The following is a 16,240-nucleotide window of genomic DNA, read 5'->3' on the forward strand; positions in this document are numbered from 1 at the left end:
GGGAGGCCGAAGAAGTTGAGGACGTGCGAGAAGAAGAATCCGGCGATGCAGCCGATGTAGAGGCTCGGGGCGAAGACTCCACCGCATCCGCCGCCGCCGTTGGTGGCCGCCGAGGCGAAGACTTTCGTGAGGAGGATGAGGCCGAGGAAGATGACGATGCCCCAATAGCCATTCTCCATGCCGAGGAAGGGGCTTTGGTCCATGAGGTGGATAAAGTCGCCGTTGAGCAGGGTCTCGATTGTATCGTAACCCTCGCCGTAGAGCGGGGGGAAGAGGAAGATGAGGATGCTGAGCATGGCCGCGCCGAGGATGAAGCGTTGCCAGCGGTGGGAAAGACTGGCGTAGATCCCTTCGACGCGCAGCATGGCGCGGGTGAAGTAGAGCGAGACGAGTCCGCAGAAGATGCCCAGCAAGAGGACGTAGGGGATGCGCTCCATGACGAACTCCTCCGTCTGCGAAAACTGGAACATGGCTTCGGTGCCGGAGAAGACGTACGACATCGTGGCGGCCGTGACGGACGAGATGAGCAGGGGCAAGACGGACGTCATCGTCAAGTCGAGCATGAGCACCTCGATGACGAAGACCAATCCGGCGATCGGGGCCTTGAAGATACCCGCCACGGCGCCCGCGGCACCACAGCCGACGAGTAGCATGAGCGTTTTCTGCTCCATGCGGAAGAGTCGGCCGAGGTTCGACCCGATGGCGGCGCCAGTGAGCACGATGGGCGCCTCGGCCCCGACCGATCCGCCGAATCCGATCGTCAGCGAACTGGCCACGAGCGAGCTCCACATGTTGTGCGGCTTGATGCGGCTCTTGCGCTGTGAGATGGCGTAGAGGATCTTGGTGACGCCGTGGCTGATGTCGTCGCGGACGACGTAATAGACGAAGAGCCCGGCCAGCAGGATGCCGATAATGGGGTAAAGCAGCAGCCAATAGTTGGCTCCCTCGCGGATGTTGGCCCAGAGTAGCTGCTGGATGGTGTGGTGTGCCTGCGCGCGGGCGTGGCGTTCGTTGCTCTTGGAGGCTTTCTTTTCCAGTTCGGCGATCTGGCGGCTGAGCTGGACGTATTCGGTGAAGTCGCCCAGGTGGCATGCCATTGCTTCGCGGTAGCCTTCTAGGGCGCTTTCGTTTTTGCGTACGCGGGAGGCGACGCCCACGACCGACTTGTCTGCCTGGAACTGTGCGAAGGAGGATTCCAGGATTTTGCGGGTGCGTTCGGCGCCGTAGGAGGCGATGAGGTTTGCCGCCATGTTGTAGGTGGGGCGGAATGAGGAGTTGAGCGGGTAGGTGCGGGTTGAGGCGAGGGTTGCTACGTGTTCTGGGGACATGCCGGGGCGCCACATGACGACCGCGTGGCCTTCGATGTCGATGCCGCGGCGGCCTGCGCGTCCGGTCAGCTGGGTGTACTCGCCGGGGGTGATGTCCACGTGGGATTCGCCGTTGTACTTGGTGAGTTTCTCTAGGATGACGGTGCGTGCGGGCATGTTGATGCCCAGTGCGAGGGTTTCGGTGGCGAAGACCAGCTTGATCAGGCCCTGCGTGAAGAGGGTTTCTACGACCTCCTTGAAGAGGGGCAGTAGGCCGGCGTGGTGCGCGGCGATACCGCGAATCAGGCCGTCACGCCATTCGTAGTAGCCGAGGGTGTTCAGGTCGCGGGTGTCCAGGTGCGCTGTTGCTTCGGCAATGTAGGCGCGGATGGTTTGCTGCTGTTCGGGGGTGGTCAGGGTGATGTCGGCGGATACGCAGTGGCTGACTGCGCCGTCGCAGCCGGCGCGGGAGAAGATAAAGCAGATAGCGGGCAGTAGGCCCTGCTTGTCGAGGGCGCGCACCATTTCCGGGCGGGTGATACGCTGCGGGCGCAGGGGCTTCTGCTCACCGCGTGCGTCAAAGTCCCGGTCGTTACTGAAACGATCGTTACTGAAACGGTCACGACGGTCCGAGCGGCCGCGCTCGCCGCTGCTGAACGTCTCATTCAGCCAGCCCTCACGGCGGTGACGGAAACGTTCACGCTTGCCGCCGTAACGGCCACGGCCAGGTGCGGAACGGAAGCCGGGGCGTAGCGCCTTCAGCTGCGGGTTCAGACGCAGACCGGCAAGTAGCGGGTTGGCGCCCGCCTCCACGGATGCGCCGCGCTGCTTAGCTTTCTGCGCCTTCTTCGCCTGCTTGCGGGAGAGCTTCTCCTCCGGCTCCTGATTCTTGCCCTGCGCGGAGTTGTCCTCGGGTACGAACAGGTCCACCACACGGTGACCGACCATCATGTGCTGCCACAGGGGTACCGGGCGGTGCTCAGAAACAATGATGTCCGTGCCGCCGCGTACCGTATCCAGCCACGCGCCGAACTCCTCAACGTTCGACACCGTAGCCGACAGGGAAATGACGTTCACATGCTCGGGAAGGTGAATAATCGCCTCTTCCCAAACCGCACCGCGGAAACGGTCCGCCAGGTAGTGCACCTCATCCATTACCACGTAGCCCAGGCCGGTCAGCGTGGTCGAGTTGGCGTAGAGCATGTTGCGCAGCACCTCGGTGGTCATCACGACCACGGGTGCTTCCGTGTTAATGCTCGTATCGCCGGTCAGCAGACCCACGTAATCCTCACCGTACGCGCGCACAAAGTCGTGGTACTTCTGATTGCTCAGCGCCTTAATGGGAGTCGTGTAGAACGCCTTCATGCCGCGGCGCAACGCCAGGTAGATACCGAACTCACCCACGATGGTCTTACCGGCACCGGTGGGCGCGGCAACGAGGACGGAGCGGTCCGCCTCCACGGCGGCACACGCCTGACGCTGAAAATCATCCAGCGGAAAATCAAGAGACGCCTCAAAAGCCCCGAGGGCGGTCTTCGCGTACGCGGCGCGTTCGCGGGATGCGGCGTAGGCGGCAGCGTAGTCGGTGCGCTCCGCCGGGGTCTGCTCGTTAGAAGCAGTAGAAGCAGTAGAAGCGTTAGAAGCGTGTGCGTTGGAGGTGTGCTGTGCGTGGTGCTTGCTCATAGTATGTCCAGTGTAACGGTTCGCCCGCTATGAGCCTCCAGAAAGCATCCTCCACGGGCACTAATCCGGTATGGGCGAACAGCGAACGCATCGGCAGCTATGGCTTTTTCGGGCGTGCGAAAGGGGCGGGGTACAGGTTCTCTGTACCCCGCCCCTTGCGGCTGTCTCGCTCACAGCGAGCTATTTAGTTAGGAAGTCTTCTCTTCCTCGAAGTAACCCATCTTCGCCAGATCTTCACTGCTGGTTGCGGTGTTCAGGCTTGCTTCATCCGCACCCTGCGCCAGCTTGGCAAGCTTGCGGTCGCGGCGCTTGTCGTTGATCATGCAGATGCCGATTGCTGCGAAGAAGAAAATCAGCAGCGGCGCCATGAGCACGAACATCATCATGATGTCACTACCGGGTGCGGTCAGCGCTGCGATCACTGCAACAAGCACGACAACCCAACGCCAAGCCTTCAAAATGGTGGTGCCGCGAATCAGGCCCAGCATGTTAATGCCGACCAGAATCACCGGGATGATGAACGCGCAGGAGAACGTAACAACGAACTTCAGGATGAAGGAGATGTACACGCCCGCGTCAATGTAGTTACTTTCGTTGACGGGGGTGAACTTCAGCAGCGCGTAGACCACGCCGGGGAGGGTGAAGTAAGAAATGGCGACACCGCAGGCAAACGCGAAAATAGATGCGCTGAGGAAGCCGAACAGATACTTCTTCTCCTTGGTGTGCAGTGCCGGCAGCAGGAATCGCAGCGCCTGGTAAAGCCAGACGGGAGAGGCGATCACCAAGCCGATGTACATACCGACCTTAAGCAGCTGGTCGAAAGGAGATGCGACGCTACCGAAGTTCAGGTTTGCTCTGCGGCCGGTTTCTGCGTTGATCTGCTGCAGGGGCGCAGAAATCATTTCGATGAAAGGCTGGTAGAGGAAGACCGTACCGATGATGGCTGCGATGATGGTTGCGATAGCCGCCTTGATGAGGCGGTCGCGGAATTCGCGCAGGTGTTCCTTGAGTTCCATGCGTGCTTCAGGATTGATTTTGCGGTTGCGCACGTCCTGGTCGGGTGTTGCCACGTGGTGTCCTCTGGGTGTCGGTGCCGTGTGTGATTCGGCTGAGGGGGTCTGGTGGGGTGTTTACGGGGTGGTGCCGCAAAACCCGTGCCGGCCGGTGGGCTGGCACGGGTTTGGAGCGTTGGGGCGTGACCGTTACTTGGTTTCGGTCTTGCCGTCCTTGCCGTTGTCTACGACCTCAGCGGTGACGACCTCTTCGCCGTCCTTCTCGCGGGGGTCCTTCTTGGAGTCGTTCTTCAGACCCTCAACTTCGGTCTTGAAGATGCGCATGGACTGGCCGAGGCTGCGTGCCATGCCGGGCAGCTTGGGTGCGCCGAAGAGCAGGACGATAAGGAGGATAACGACGATGATGGTCGCGGGGTGGCTGAAAATCTGGCCCATGGTGTGCCTTTCTGGTTAGAGCAGGTCTCCGATGTTTTGAGGTTGGCCGAGTCGATCTCGTCGGGAGACCCGTCGCTTGATCCGCTCAGACCTGCGTGTCTGCTTACCTTGTTCGTAGTTATTGTATGCCTCGGTGATGGGTGTGAATACCCCGAGGGTGGTGTCTCGCGGGAGTTTTCGGCTTGCGTTCGCTTGCGCGGCGTCGAATTGTCCCTCGATTGACTCGACCCAGGTTACGGTTTCGTCAAGGAGTGTGAAACCGCGAGTGAGTGCTTTGTAGGTGAACCATGCCAAATACAGGAGCGAGCAGATGATGAGCGCGCCCCATAGCAAAATCCAGAACCACCAAGACATGAGCACCATTATACAAGTTTTAGGTTAATGTTTTGGCCCCTTGGATGGGTTTTTAGGGTGTTTTTGCTAGTGGGTGAAGTTCTATTTTTCTGCGGGCACACTTGCGGGCGCACCACTGCGGCTACTCGCTGTGAGGATTCGCAACTGGTCAAGCAGCGCCGCGCGCAGGTGCGCGGGACCCACAAGTTCGAGGGCACCTCGGTGCGCGATGACGGTGTCGAGGATGTTCTTATCGCCAGCACCGTGGGCGTTGTTGTAGTAGTGGATACGCACGTACTGGGTGCGTGAAGCCTTCTTCACGTGGTGGGTGCTTCGACGCATGTACGTTGCGGTGAGCGTATCGAGCGGCTCACCGCTGGGAATATGCTCGGTCGGGTGAATCCGCAACTCAGCGAAGGGGTTGGTCTGAGTGCTGTGCTGCTGCGCATGCCAATGCGGGACGGTGTCACCGGTGACCGGGTGGGTGCGACCCTCACCCGCCTCGTGAATATGGTCGATGCGGGTGAGGCGGAAGTTACGCCAGAAATTGGGGGCCTTCTTCCCCGCCTCGCTGCTCTCTGCCTCGCTGTCTGTCGTTTCGCCAGCGGTTTCGTTCGCAAAAGCCTCGGGAACCTGCGCGGGTACATACTCGGGGACTTGCTCACCGCGCGCGGCATAGTAGCGTTCCTCAGCGGTACGGCACCACGCATGCAGATACATGTGGTCGCGATGCAACACCAACGCATACGGGTCCACCAGACGATCCGCGGCACGCTCAGAAGTACCGTAACCAATGGTCACGGCATTGCCGCTACTCAGGGCGGCAGTCGCCTCCTGCAACAGAGGCTCCTCCGGGGCGAAGCACAGGTGCTGCGCATAGACGGGCGCGTTCGGGTACGCGGCAGCGAGCGCCGCACGGATACTGCCTAGGCGCGCATCAGCCGGGTGCAGAATATCCGCGGCAGAGAGAGTGAAGACGAGGATGGCGAGCTCGGTGTCGGTAAGGCGCGCGTAATCCAGCAGCGTGGGCGGGGTGGCGCCGCCAAAGTCGGGCAACAGGTTAATGTAGGTGGGTTTGAGCGCGTCCGGGTCCTTGGGGTCAGAATCGAAGGGCACGCTGTCTACCTGCGCGAAAATCTCGGGGATGATGGTCTTGCCGAGTTCACGGTTCTTCTCGGTGTCCACGCTGTAGAGGGCGTTGAGCTGGTTCAACGGCATGGGCTCTTCACCGTGGGTGCTCGCCCAGCGGTCGGCACGGTGCAGACCCAGAATCAGGTCGACAAGAGCGTCAAGGACGTTATTACGGTTACGCTGGCCGATTTTGCTCCAGGTGCCGGGGTCTTCAACCGCACCACTGTGCAGGTCGGTGAGGGTGCGCAACAGCTGCTGCTGGGCGGCGTAACTATCACGCTGGCGGGTAGAAGCCTCTTCGGCATCTGACTCAGCGGGCGGCTCAATCACGCAGCTGTAACTGGTCGCCGCCACAGCGCTATCAATCGTGCCGTACGAAGGCACGGTGAAAGGCTCCGAACGCGTAGAATCGGCGCTGACCTCGGCAACAATCAGGCTCTCTTCGTAGCCCTCAATGCCCTCAAGCCAGTTCTTAGCATTGAAGGTCGCATTGATGGGGGTCGAATCAATACGTGAGAGCATCGTGAGCTTCTGAATGCGGCTAGCGCGGAACGTGTACTCCTTACGCGCCGCGCTCTCGGTGTAGTACCCGACGAAGTACCAGGTGCCGTAACGGTAACCAATACCGGCAACACTGACCTTCTCCTGCAAGCGGGTCGCACCGGCAGCCGTCTGATAGGTGAACGTGACGGTCTTACGCTCCGCATAGGCGGTGAACAGCTCATTCAGGTGCGGGTTATCGCTAAAGTAAATGCGCTGAAGGGGCTCACGGTAGGTGTACAGGCTCCTTGCGCGCTGACGTTTGCAGGTCTTCGGGTCCTGAATATTTGCGGCGGCGAGCGCCTCATCGGTGAGGTTCTCGCTGGTCAGCGCAATCTTGCGCAGGATGCGGTAGGCGTCATCCTGCAGTTCGGTGCCTTCCCAACCGCGCAGGATGGTGTTGATGAGGCGGAACTCCTCGGCGGTGGGGTTCCAGGCGGGCAGCTTGGCGGCGTTGCTGGGTTCGAGGCGGTAGCGTTCCCCCAGGTCCGTGGTTACGTGGGTGATGCGCGCGCCGGCATCACGCAGGGTCTGCTTGGCTCGCTCAAAGGCGCGTTCCTGGGACTCGCTGAGGGAGCCGTTAGCGCGCGTGCTAATGCCGAGCAGGGTCAGTAGCTCGTTGCGGCTGATGCCCTGGGTTCGGGTTGCGGTGTCGGGTGCCTCGGCGGCGGTGGCGAGGCGGTGAAGAGTCATGTAAAGCTGAGCTGCGGTGGACATGATTCCATCATACCGTGTGTGTTCCGCGGCACTTACTTAGCGTGTGGGGCGGTTCAGCGTATGGGGTGGTTCAGCGTATGGGGTGGCTTCGGGAGGAATGCGCGGGCGCACCTATAGTCCGGCACGCAAAAGCCCGGCGCCCCTCCCGCAATCGGGAGAAAGCACCGGGCTACACGTCTCTTACGCGAGAAACGCAAAAACCTTGCCGGCTAATCCTTAGCGGACGTCCAGCAGATCCACCACGAAAATCAGGGACTCGCCGGGCTTAATGACCGAACCAGCGCCGCGGTCACCATACGCCATATCTGCCGGGATCTCCAGACGACGACGGCCGCCGACCTTCATGCCGAGCAGACCCTCATCCCAACCGCGAATCACCTGACCAACGCCCACCTGGAACGGCAGCGGCTCGCCGCGGTTCCAGGACGCGTCAAACTCTTCACCGGTGGAGAACGCCACACCAACGTAGTGGGTGAGCACGCGGGAGCCGGGAACAACCTCAGCGCCCGCACCCTCGATCAGGTCGGTGATGACCAGCTCGGTGGGGGCGTCGCCCTCGGGGAAATCGATTTCGGGCTTTTCGCGGTCGAGGTTACGCTGACCGAAAGACATAGGTGTCTCCTTTGATTGGTTCGAAATACATCGAAATAGTGGGGTGCGCCCGCCGCCTACATCGCATAAGCGGCGAGCGCGGTATAAAAATGTGATGTAAAAATGTGGGCTACTGTGCGGTAGCCGAAGCCGATGCCTCCGGAGTTGCGGTCACAGAAGCCTCAGCGGTCGCAGAAGCGGTTGCCGATGCGCTCGCCTCCGCAGCAGCTGCGCTAGAAGCCGCCTGAGCACGCTGCAGGGTCTGCGGGTTCTCCTCCGCGCCCAGAATATCAACCACGAACACGAGGGGACCCGAAGGCTTGGAACCGCTGGTGTCGTTACCGTACGCCAAGTCTGCGGGGATGACCAGCAGAACACGGGAGCCGACCTTCTTACCGGTCAGGCCCTGAGTCCAGCCCTTGATAACGCCCTGCAGGGACAATCCGGTGGGAGTCTTGTCATAGTTGCCGTCGAAGACCTTACCGTCGGAGTACTGTGCGCCAATGTAGCGCACGTACACGGTGTCGGTTGCCTTGACCTCCTCGCCCTCGCCCTCAATGAGGGTCTTCGAGATGAGCTCGGTGACCTCCGGCTTATTATCGGGCAGCTTAATCTCAGCCTTGCCGGTGGACTCATCCAGAGTGAAGGACGGCAGCGACGGGTCAGCCTCAACGGCCTTACCTGTTGCGTACTTGGGCAGCTTCGTCTTCACGGTGTACACCTCAACGTTAGTTGCGGTACCGGGCGAAGCAGTCGTAGTGGTCACGCCCGCGGTGCTACGCTGCTGCAGAACGTTGGTGGTGTACGAGAAAGAACCGCCAACCTTAATGTTCTTCAGCGTGTCATACACCTGCGGTGCTGCCTTTTTTAGCTGCTCATTGACCGGCAACAGAATCGGTTCGCTGGAATAGGTGGAACCGTTAACCTTTCCGTCGGTACCGTTGAATACGGCAGCCTCAACGAGCACGAAGTCACCATCGTTGATGGATTCGCCGGTACCTTCCTCAATCACATGCGCGGAGGGGCTAGACGCGGCGAACGGAGTCGCGAAGGACGCCTCAGGTTCAGCGGTCGCGTTCTTCAAGGTGTACTGCACCTTGGACAGATCGCCGTTAGACTGTGCGCCACATGCGGACAGTGTGAGCGCGAGAACTGCCGCGCTGGTACCAAAAATAGTGAGCTTAGAGCGTTTGGTCATAGTGTTATCCTCTGGGGTTTTCTGTGAGAGTGGGGCGTGTGAGTGCCCGTGTGTCACAGAACAGTTTACAGGTATAGGTTTAGCTGTTTTATGCTACGGCACGTAGCTGTGTTTAGGCTGTGTTGCGGCAGGGGTGTTCCCGAAGGTCTACAACCCCGACCGCCGGCGGGTTTCCCCTTATCAGAGCATTTCTAGCAGTGCCGTTTAGCAGTGCTGTTTATTAGCAGGGCGGCGGGAATGCCGCCTCCTGATGCTGACGCGCCTTGCCTTCCAGCAGGCTCAGCACCTCCTCCAGCTCCTCGCTGCCGGTAGCGAACGGGTCCTTGCACACCAGCGTGTGCTGCGGGTAGGCGTTGAGCTTCAAGTGCACCCAATCCACGGTGAACTGCTCCCCCGCCGCAACCGCCGCGTTAATGAAGCGCGAGCGCTGGGTGGCGCGGGTTGCCGGCGGCTCGGTCTTCGCGGCCTCTGCGGCGCCCTCGGGCAGGATGCGCTTAACCGCACCGCGTCGAACCAGCGCGTGGAAGACACTACGCTCCGGGTCGATGTCGTGGTACGCCAAATCCAGCTGACGGATGCGGGCGCTCGCATAATCGGCAGGCTGACCGGCCGCGCGGGCGCGGGCAATATACGCATCCAGAAGCTTCTTCTTAATCGCCCAGTCAATCTCAGTATCAATGCTGCTGTAGTCGCCGGACTCGATAGCGTCCAGGGTGCGTTGCCACAGGTCCAGGGCGTATTCCACGTGACGGTGGTGTGCGCCGTACTGCTGCACGTACTGGCGTGCCGCATCCAGGTAGTGACGCTGAACGCTCAACGCAGTGTAATGCTTACCGTCCGTGGTTTCGAAGGTCGCGGTGCCGGTCAGATCGTGGCTGATAGCGCGCAGAGCCGCCGGAACAGACACAATATCCAGGCTCGTGACCGGGAAACGGTCCTCCAGCATGCGCAACACCAGGTCGGTGCTGGCAATCTTCAGCAGGGTCGTCGGCTCCGCCATATTCGAGTCGCCATTAATGACGTGCATGCGGCGGAACTTCGAAGCGTCCGCGTGCGGCTCGTCGCGGGTGTTAATGAGCGGGCGAGCGCGCGAGGTTGAGGTGGACGCCGCCTCCCAAATATGGTCGGCACGCTGCGAGAACGAATACGAGGGCACACCCGTGCTGGACGCCGGGTCGGTCGAACCGGGCACCGGGCCGCCGTTCGGGTGGGTCTTACCGGCACCGACCAGAATCTGGCGGGTCACCAGGAACGGCACGAGCTGGGCAATCAGGTCGTTGAACTGCAGTTTGCGGCTGATCAGGTAGTTCTCGTGGCTGCCGTAGGAGTTGCCCGCCGAATCCACGTTGTTCTTGAACAGGTACAGTTCACCGTCGAGGGGGCGGCCCTCCGAACCCGCGAGCAGACGCTTGCGGGCGGTACGCGCCAGGTCAGCAAAAAGCAGCTCACCGGCGCGTTCCTGCGCGAGCAGTTCGTCAATGCTGCCGCATTCGGCGGAGGCGTACTCGGGGTGCGAACCCACGTCAAGGTAGAGCCTACCGCCGTTGGGCAGGAAGACGTTCGTTGAACGCCACTGATCCAGGACGGGCTTGAAAAGGGCGGCGGCGGACTCTTCGATGCTCAGCCGACCGAGCCCGTGCGGGACGTAGCTGAGCCCGAATTCGCTTTCAATGCCGAAAATACGGTGTTCCATGATGCTGACCCGGCGTAAGGGTGTGCCGGTTACTCGCCGCCCTTCTGGACGAAGCCGGTGACGAAGTCTTCAGCGTTCTCAGCGAGCAGACCGTCGATTTCGTCGAGCAGGTCGTCGACCTCGCTCACGTCAGAAACCACGTGGGAGGCGGCGAGGGACAGTTCCTGCTCCTGCTCGGCTGCGGTAGTTTCGGTCTGCTGTGCGCTGATGCGTTCGCGGCTCATAGTTCTCTCCTCAAGGGGTTTTCGGTTGGGGACGAATAAGTTTTTAGTGGGGTCGGGTGCGGATGTAAGGGTTGGTGTCAGGGCTTTGATGCCCGAACCTTACTGCACCCTATCTGTGGGTTATGTGGTTTTCACTCTTCCGAATGGGGGTATCAGCCCCGGGGAAGAATGTGAGTTGATGTGGGTTTAGGGGTGGTGAGACGCCACTAGCGCAGGCGGTTCAGTAGCTCATCCGAATGGTTCACCTCATCCAGCAGCGGCTCCACCTCGGCGGCACCGTACCGGGTCGGCTCCATCATCGTAAAACGAGTCAGATCCTTCGAATACCTGCCACGGCAGGACACCGTATCCCAGTTAATACCCAGAATCTCCTCCGGCCAACGCGCCATCAACGTGCCACGCAAAAACGCGCGCGTCTCACGCGGCGGCTCAGTCGTCGCACGCTCCACCTGCTCCGCAGAGAACAGCGTACGCATACGGCCACGCGCCACCAGACGGTGATACAGGCTCTTCGACGGGTCAATATCAGCGTACTGCAAATCCAAAGCCTTCAACTTCGGATTCGCATAATCTACGCCCTGAGCGACATAACCGCGCACCAGCGCATACTTCGCCACCCAATCCAAACGATCCGCCAGCGAGAGCGGGTTGGTTTCCAGGGCGTCCAGAACCTCGCCCCACAGATCAAGAATCTGCGCGGTCGCAGCATCCACACCCGCCGGGTTCGACTCCTCGTGCGCGCGGGAGGCCTCATAGTAGGCGCGCTGAATCTGCAGGGCACTCGCCGAACCGCTCGTGGACACCGGGTTCGGCAGGGTCGCCGAAGACGGCGCCAACGGCAGCTGAACCGACAGTGACACATCGTGGCTGACCGCATGCATCGCCGCCACCGGATCGGACAGGCGCACACCCGGCAGAACCGGAGCCTGCTCGCTGTGCGACTCAATCAGGTTCATCACCAGCGCCGCCGTACCAAACTTCAACAGGTTCGAATAGTGCGACATGTTCGCATCCGCCGGAATCACGTGCAGACGGCGGTACTTCGACTCATCCGCATGCGGCTCATCGCGCGTATTCACAATCGGGCGGCGAATCGTGGTCTCCAGACCAATCGTGCGCTCAAAGAAATCAGCACGCGAACTAATCTGAAAACCCGGAACCTCACCGTGCGTACCAATACCCACACGGCCCGCACCCGTAAAAATTGCGCGGGTCGCAAAGAACGGCAGGAGCGCATCCGCAACCTGCTCAAACGGAACATCACGGCTAATCAGGTAGTTTTCGTGGGCGCCGTACGACTGGCCCTTCGAGTCGGTGTTGTTCTTGTACAGCTTCACCTGCGGCAAATCCTGCGCGTGGTTGCCCAGCTCAACCAGCGACTCATACGCCAGCGCGTCACCGGCAGCGTCATAGAGTACCGCATCGGCGGGGGTCAGAACCTCCGGCGAGGAATACTCCGGATGCGCGTGATCCACGTACAGGCGCGCGCCATTGGGCAGAATCGCGTTCATGGTCACGCGGTCCCAATCCAGACGCTCCGGGAAGCCACCGCGACCGTGCACACCGGCGAGCGCATCCAGGGCGCTACGCGGCTCGGCGGGCTCACCCGGTGCCTGAACGCCCGCCTCACGCATAATCTCCAGGGCGATATCTTCGCTGGTCAGCTCGGTGCGGGTGTGCGTCATCTGGCTCGAGTGGGCGGTGGAGGCGTCCTGCACCTGACCGAACGCGTCACGCAGCGGCGACTCGGACTCACCCAGCCACTGACCCTCAGGAGTTGCCGGCTCGGGGGTGGCGGTCGAGTAGTTCTCAGCCTGGCGTGCCTGCTCGGCGGTCAGCTCATCCGCCAGGGCGCGGCGCTGCAGCTGTTCGCGGAAGGCGGCGCCGCGGCGGAACGCCAACTTGGCGTAGGTGTTGACCACCAGTGCGGACAGCACGGTCGGGTTGGTGCCCGGCGCGGAGGGGGCGATGACGCCGTATTCGGTTTCGGCACCCATAATGCGGTGCACGCCGTAGCTGGGGGTGGAGTTCATGGGGTTCTCCTGAAAAGTTCTATACCTTCTAAAGGCTCTGGACCTGCGGTAACGTTGAGGTTTGTGCGGGATAAGCGCGGGTTTAGCGCGGCGGCTCCACCGACACCAGGCGGCCACGCACACCGGCAACGGTGAGCGCATCCTCAATATCGGGCAGCGGCGGCAAATCCACCTGATCCTCAAACTCGGCGCGCACCGCCTCCAGCAGGTGGCGGGTACCAATACCCACACTCGAAGCGTCCGCACCGGCGGTCAGCGCCTGCAGCTGCTCCTTAATCGCCGCCTTCTTCGCGCGGTCCACAATATTGCGAATCACCGCACCCGACGCGAAATCGCCGCGGTACAGCGTGTGAGTGGACAGGTTCGCGCTCGCACCAGAACCAACGACCATGGAAGAATCCACCGTCGCCACAGCGTACGCCGTGGAGGGAGTGCGGGCGTACAGCTGACCTGCCGCCGCCGCAATCATCGCGGTCAGGGCGGCGCGGGTCGAACCGGCGGCCGCCACCTCGGAGGCGTCCAGGGGCAAATCCTCGGTCAGGTACAGGCCGAAAATCTCTGCCGCACCGGCGGCATCCGGGCGGTTAATGCGGATCTTCAGGTCGAGTCGGCCCGGGCGCATCACCGCGGCATCAATCAGATCCTCACGGTTGGTCGCACCAATAACGATGACGTTCTGCAGCGACTCCACACCGTCAATTTCGGCAAGCAGCTGCGGCACGATGGTCGTCTCAATATCGGAGGAACGACCCGAACCGCGCATACGGAACAGCGACTCCATCTCGTCAAAGAACACGACGACCGGGTGGCCCGCCTCCGCCTTCTCGCGGGCGGCAACGAAAATATCGCGGATCTGGCGCTCCGTCTCACCCACGAACTTATCGAGCAGCTCCGGGCCCTTAATGTTCAAGAAGTAGCCGCGAGTAGCCGAACCCGGGTTCAGCGCCGCCGCACGGGCCGCCAGGGAGTTCGCCACAGCCTTAGCGATCATGGTCTTACCGTTACCGGGAGGACCGTACAGCAGAATGCCCTTGGGCGGTGCCAGGTGGTAGCGCTCAAAAATCTCGGGGTGCAGGTACGGCAGCTCCACCGCGTCACGAATCTGCTCAATCTGAGCGCCCAGGCCACCAATCTGCTCGTAGGTGACGTCCGGGATCTCTTCCAGAACCAGCTCCTGCGAGCGGGAGGCGGGAACCTGCGAGGTCAGCATGCGGGTGCGCGTGTCGAGGGTGACCGCGTCCCCGGTGCGCAGCTGCTCAATGTCGAGGGAACCAGCCACACGCGCCACCTGCTGAGCACCCGAGGACGTATCAACCAGCACGCGCTGCTCATCCAGCACCTCGCGCACGGTCACCACGTCACCGAAGGGTTCGGTGTCCAGGGCGAGCACCGCCTCCGTCTTGTCATTGAGGAGCACGGTCATTCCGGGGGTCAGCGTGGACAGGTCAATGAGCGGGGATACGGGAATACGCATCATACGGCCGCCCACCTGAACATCCAGGTAGGTGTCAATCTCGGCGGGAGTCTTATCATCCGCAACCTGCTTGTAGGTCATAGTCTGACCCTCGTGCACCGCCAGCACAATCGCCGAATTCAGCGGCGGCATAACATTCTGCGACAGGGAGGCGCGCAGACGCTCCACCTGGTAGCGCATGCTGGTGATTGCCTCAACGAGCTTGCGGTTCTTCTCCCCCGCACCACGAATCTGTCGGCTCATATTGTCGCGGGTTGCCTCCGCCGCGGAGAGTCGACGCAGCACGGCGTCATACTCCTGCGCGCTAACGGGCTGACTGCCGGGCAGGGAGGTCGACCCGAAAGCAGCCGAGTAGTGCGGTGCCGCGCTGGCTGCACTGTGGGCGGTGCCGTACTGGGGGGTTCCTGCCTGATCTGCAGATTCGTGGGTGGACACGGTAGCTCCTTTAGCTGTTCGTCCTCATCGGCGGCTACTCGGTGCGGGTGATTGAGCACAGTGAGTAGCCTGGTGAGTGCACTGCGGGGGCTCCAGGCAACGCCCGTGCCCCCGCAGGTCAGTGGTTCATCAATTATTCAGTAGACTCGATGCCGTTTTGTTCCAGCGCAATCTCGTTTGCGCGTGCGGCGTGAGCGGCAAGGTTCTTCGCATCGCGGGCCGCGCGGCGAATCTTCTTATCGGTCACCTCACGCTCGCCCACGTTCATGGGAATCCACGCGTTCATATCCTCTTCAGAGAAGTCAGTCTTGGACGCGCGACGCTTCGGTGCCAGACGTACCGCACCGTCAGCCAGGCGACGAGCCACGACCAGGAACGCGGTGTGCGCAACCATGCGGTGATCGGGGCGGACCGCCAGGCCCTCCACGTGCCAGCCTCGCACAATGGTTTCGTCACATTCGGGTTCGGTGAAGCGGCCGTCCAGGCGCATGCCCTCAACCAGGCGGGACATCTGGGTCACGGTCGCAACGTAGCAGATGAGCACGCCGCCGGGTGCGAGCGCCTCCGCCACGGCGTCCAGGCACTCCCAGGGTGCGAGCATGTCGAGCACGACGCGGTCGACGCTGCCGGGCTCTTCAACCTGCGGCAGGGTGTCCTGCAGGTCGCCGATGCTCAGCTTCCACGCCGGGTGGGGTCCGCCAAACATGGTTTCAATGTTGCCGCGGGCGACGTCTGCGAACTCTTCACGACGTTCGAAGGAGTGCACGCAACCGTAGTCGCCGACTGCACGCAGTAGCGCGATGGACAGTGCACCGGAGCCGACGCCGGCCTCGACGACGCGTGCGCCGGGGAAGATGTCTGCCTTGACGATGATCTGGGCGGCGTCCTTGGGGTAGACGACGGCTGCGCCGCGCGGCATGGAGAGTACGAAGTCCTTGTAGAGGGGGCGCAGCGCCTGGTAGAGGATGCCGTGAGTGTTGGCGATGACGGTGCCTTCGGGTGCGCCGATGAGGTCGTCGTGCTTGAGGAAGCCCTTGTGGGAGTGGTATTCGCCGCCTTCGGCGAGGGTGATGGTGGTGATGCGGCCGCGTTCGTCAGTGATTTGGACGCGCTCGCCGGGGCGGAAGGGGCCGCGGCGGTTGATTGCGCCGGTGGGGGTGTGGGTGCCGCTGCTCACGGGGTGGTTCTCCTCGGGTTTGGGTCAGTCTGTGCTGTTCGCGCTGTGCGGCGAACCGCGGGACGGAAAAAGTCCTTTTCTATTTTAGCGGAGTCTGCAAATCGGCTGTGGAAAGCGGGTGCATCACATGGAGGCACAAAAAAGCGCAGGGCGGCAACCACGGCTTACACCGTAGCGCCGCTCCTGCGCTTCAAAAAGTAATCAGAAGCCCTACGCTTCCTTCTGCGCCTCGTACGCGCGAACCTCAGATAAACAC

Annotated in this window: 11 protein-coding genes; all 11 read right to left on the reverse strand. The window is 61.6% G+C overall.

What is annotated here, in order from left to right; genetic code table 11:
• A partial coding sequence (locus Q0216_RS03195; RefSeq protein WP_298592871.1) for a chloride channel protein occupies positions 1–2,990 on the reverse strand: 2,990 nt, incomplete at its 3' end.
• 188 nt (positions 2,991–3,178) lie between these two features.
• Positions 3,179–4,060, reverse strand: coding sequence for a twin-arginine translocase subunit TatC (gene tatC / locus Q0216_RS03200; protein ID WP_298592872.1), 882 nt, complete (start codon positions 4,058–4,060; stop codon positions 3,179–3,181).
• Between the two features lie 132 nt (positions 4,061–4,192).
• The gene (gene tatA / locus Q0216_RS03205) at positions 4,193–4,438 is read right to left on the reverse strand and encodes a Sec-independent protein translocase subunit TatA (protein WP_005506024.1); all 246 of its coding nucleotides are present in this window, start codon (positions 4,436–4,438) and stop codon (positions 4,193–4,195) included.
• Between the two features lie 435 nt (positions 4,439–4,873).
• Positions 4,874–7,159, reverse strand: coding sequence for a WYL domain-containing protein (locus Q0216_RS03210; RefSeq protein ID WP_298592874.1), 2,286 nt, complete (start codon positions 7,157–7,159; stop codon positions 4,874–4,876).
• A gap of 216 nt (positions 7,160–7,375) precedes the next feature.
• Positions 7,376–7,771, reverse strand: coding sequence for an FKBP-type peptidyl-prolyl cis-trans isomerase (locus Q0216_RS03215; protein WP_005508667.1), 396 nt, complete (start codon positions 7,769–7,771; stop codon positions 7,376–7,378).
• 109 nt (positions 7,772–7,880) lie between these two features.
• Positions 7,881–8,948: an FKBP-type peptidyl-prolyl cis-trans isomerase gene (locus Q0216_RS03220; protein WP_298592876.1), complete on the reverse strand. Its 1,068-nt coding sequence runs from the start codon at positions 8,946–8,948 to the stop codon at positions 7,881–7,883.
• A gap of 220 nt (positions 8,949–9,168) precedes the next feature.
• On the reverse strand, positions 9,169–10,641 hold the full coding sequence (gene pafA, locus Q0216_RS03225; protein ID WP_298592878.1) for a Pup--protein ligase: 1,473 nt from the start codon (positions 10,639–10,641) through the stop codon (positions 9,169–9,171).
• Positions 10,642–10,670: 29 nt separating this feature from the next.
• On the reverse strand, positions 10,671–10,865 hold the full coding sequence (locus Q0216_RS03230; protein WP_070830818.1) for a ubiquitin-like protein Pup: 195 nt from the start codon (positions 10,863–10,865) through the stop codon (positions 10,671–10,673).
• 206 nt (positions 10,866–11,071) lie between these two features.
• Positions 11,072–12,898, reverse strand: coding sequence for a depupylase/deamidase Dop (gene dop / locus Q0216_RS03235; RefSeq protein ID WP_298592880.1), 1,827 nt, complete (start codon positions 12,896–12,898; stop codon positions 11,072–11,074).
• Positions 12,899–12,980: 82 nt separating this feature from the next.
• Positions 12,981–14,807 carry a proteasome ATPase gene (gene arc, locus Q0216_RS03240; protein WP_298592882.1) on the reverse strand — a complete coding sequence of 609 codons (1,827 nt, stop codon included), beginning with the start codon at positions 14,805–14,807 and terminating at the stop codon, positions 12,981–12,983.
• Positions 14,808–14,940: 133 nt separating this feature from the next.
• Positions 14,941–15,984, reverse strand: a complete 1,044-nt coding sequence (locus tag Q0216_RS03245; protein WP_298592884.1) for a tRNA (adenine-N1)-methyltransferase — start codon at positions 15,982–15,984, stop codon at positions 14,941–14,943.
• Positions 15,985–16,240: the final 256 nt, after the last annotated feature.

The organism is uncultured Rothia sp. (assembly GCF_937976295.1).
In the GTDB taxonomy this organism is placed as follows: Bacteria; Actinomycetota; Actinomycetes; order Actinomycetales; family Micrococcaceae; genus Rothia.

Excerpts from the sequence above, each read along its gene's own strand:
- Q0216_RS03210 (WP_298592874.1), bottom strand. The coding sequence starts at position 7,159 with ATGTCCACCGCAGCTCAGCTTTACATGACTCTTCACCGCCTCGCCACC.
- tatA (WP_005506024.1), bottom strand. The coding sequence starts at position 4,438 with ATGGGCCAGATTTTCAGCCACCCCGCGACCATCATCGTCGTTATCCTC.
- Q0216_RS03230 (WP_070830818.1), bottom strand. The coding sequence starts at position 10,865 with ATGAGCCGCGAACGCATCAGCGCACAGCAGACCGAAACTACCGCAGCC.
- Q0216_RS03220 (WP_298592876.1), bottom strand. The coding sequence starts at position 8,948 with ATGACCAAACGCTCTAAGCTCACTATTTTTGGTACCAGCGCGGCAGTT.
- pafA (WP_298592878.1), bottom strand. The coding sequence starts at position 10,641 with ATGGAACACCGTATTTTCGGCATTGAAAGCGAATTCGGGCTCAGCTAC.
- Q0216_RS03215 (WP_005508667.1), bottom strand. The coding sequence starts at position 7,771 with ATGTCTTTCGGTCAGCGTAACCTCGACCGCGAAAAGCCCGAAATCGAT.
- dop (WP_298592880.1), bottom strand. The coding sequence starts at position 12,898 with ATGAACTCCACCCCCAGCTACGGCGTGCACCGCATTATGGGTGCCGAA.